The following is a 1818-nucleotide window of genomic DNA, read 5'->3' as shown; positions in this document are numbered from 1 at the left end:
TCGATCTCACCTAACAGGCGGATTGTCCGTGTGAGCTGGGTATGGAGATATTGCGTCATATTTTGGTCGCTTCCGGCTGGAATCGGAGCGCGGGTGGATGTTTCGGGAAGATCCACGACAGCGGCGATTTCATCCGGAATGGTGGTTTTGGAGATTTTTGGCATGTTTTTGAACCGTAAACGAGAACTTGGCGCAGCAATGATAATATAAGGTTAGAGGCGCAGTCTTGCGGTTTTTTTTCGGTGTTTTGCTGTGCATATTTCATCTTCTCGGTGCTTGCCGGTGCTTGTCGGTGCTAGTCAGTGATTATCGGTGCAATCAGTTGCGTTTTATTACACTATATTAGTGTGTGTCAGTGAATTTCGGTGTAATCGGGTGTTGTCCGGTTACACTCGGTGCGCTACAGTGAGCCATGCAGCAGTTTTGGTTTCCACTATTGTTGCGTTTTGTTGTTGGTTGGTGCTGACTGGTGTTGTTGGGTGTTTGTCGGTGCTAGTCGGTGTCGATTTGGGATGACGTGTGCTTTTGCACTTGTTGCGCCTTGTAGTTTTTTATAGTGTAAAACTTGTTTTATTAAGAAAGGAGGAGTTATGACGTGCGTAGGAATTGATGTGGGTCACTCGGCGGTAAAGTTCGCTTGGCGCAGTAAGGACGGGTCCACCAAAAAAATGATGTTCCCCTCAGTAGCGATTCCCGCGATGACCATCAGTGACAGTACCGCTTCCGAACAGGCGGCCAAGGAAATGGTCCCGGTCAATGGCAATCCGTATTACATTGGGGAAACCGCCATACACGAGTCCGGATCCATCAAGGTCGCAGGTTTGCATGACAGATGGCTGGATATGCCGGAGTTCCAGGCGCTTGTTCAGGGTGCCATCAACATTGTGAAAGAAGACGCTGGCAAGATTGACAGCATTGCAACAGGACTGCCGCCTTCTATTTTTCGGGAACAAAGCCTGAAAATGCGGAACATCGTGTCCACATGCACGGATGCTGAAGTCAGGGTCTATCAGGAACCCAGCGGGGTTTCCTCACGGTACATCCTGGATGAAAACGGGATGATGCGAGAGGACGTGACCAAGAATCTGGGTGTGGTAGCTATCGGCAGGTACACCACCGACTCCATGGCCATGCTCGATGGGCGCTGGATTGAAGATGCAGCAGGATCTTCCCGTGGAATGAGTGGCGCAGCCAATATGGTCCTCAAGAAACTGCGGGAAGATGGGTACAAGGTGGACTATCTGGATGCTGATGACGCGCTCTGGAAAGGAACGATTCAGTATAACGGCAAGCAGATAGATACATCGCCTTACAACAAGATCGCATTGCAGGCACTTTCATCGGAGATTTTTGATGCCGTATCCAGCAAGTTCGGGGACTCTGGACGAAAGCTGGAGAAAATCCTGGTAGCAGGCGGTGGAGCCGAATTGATGTTCGACGGGTTGGGAAAATACTGGCCACAGGCGGAGCTGGTAGAAGATCCAAGATATGCCGTAGCTGAGGGATTTCGGCGCATCTGCGAAGGATTCTGGAACATCCGCAATGTTCGGGCATAAAGGGGGTAGCCTTGAAAAGCAATCGAATTACCTTTTCGCTTGGACGTGATGATCAATATCTTAAAGACTGGTACGAGTCTATACCGGACAAATATCGCACCATGATGGTTAAAATTGCCGTCCTTAATGCCGTTAATAGCGGGCTTGCCGATGTGGATGCTTATCTTCCTTGGGTGAAGGCAAGATCAACAGGAACACCAGTAACACAGGAATTACCGTATTCTGTAAAAAAACCGACAGAACGGGCATCTCCTGAAGCGTC

2 protein-coding genes are annotated in these 1818 nt (G+C 49.6%); both read left to right on the top strand.

Features of this window, described 5'->3' with window-relative positions; genetic code table 11:
• Positions 1-590: 590 nt before the first annotated feature.
• Positions 591-1556 (top strand): ParM/StbA family protein, encoded by a 966-nt coding sequence (locus AC2VLY_RS09370; RefSeq protein ID WP_193650477.1) that lies wholly within the window; start codon positions 591-593, stop codon positions 1554-1556.
• Between the two features lie 11 nt (positions 1557-1567).
• Positions 1568-1818 (top strand): hypothetical protein (locus AC2VLY_RS09365; protein ID WP_486893522.1); only part of this gene is annotated, 251 nt, incomplete at its 3' end.

It is taken from the genome of Acidithiobacillus sp. TH-A36 (assembly GCF_057473445.1).
Note: the sequence above shows the minus strand (reverse complement) of the source record. Positions and strands in the feature narration are given on the sequence as shown.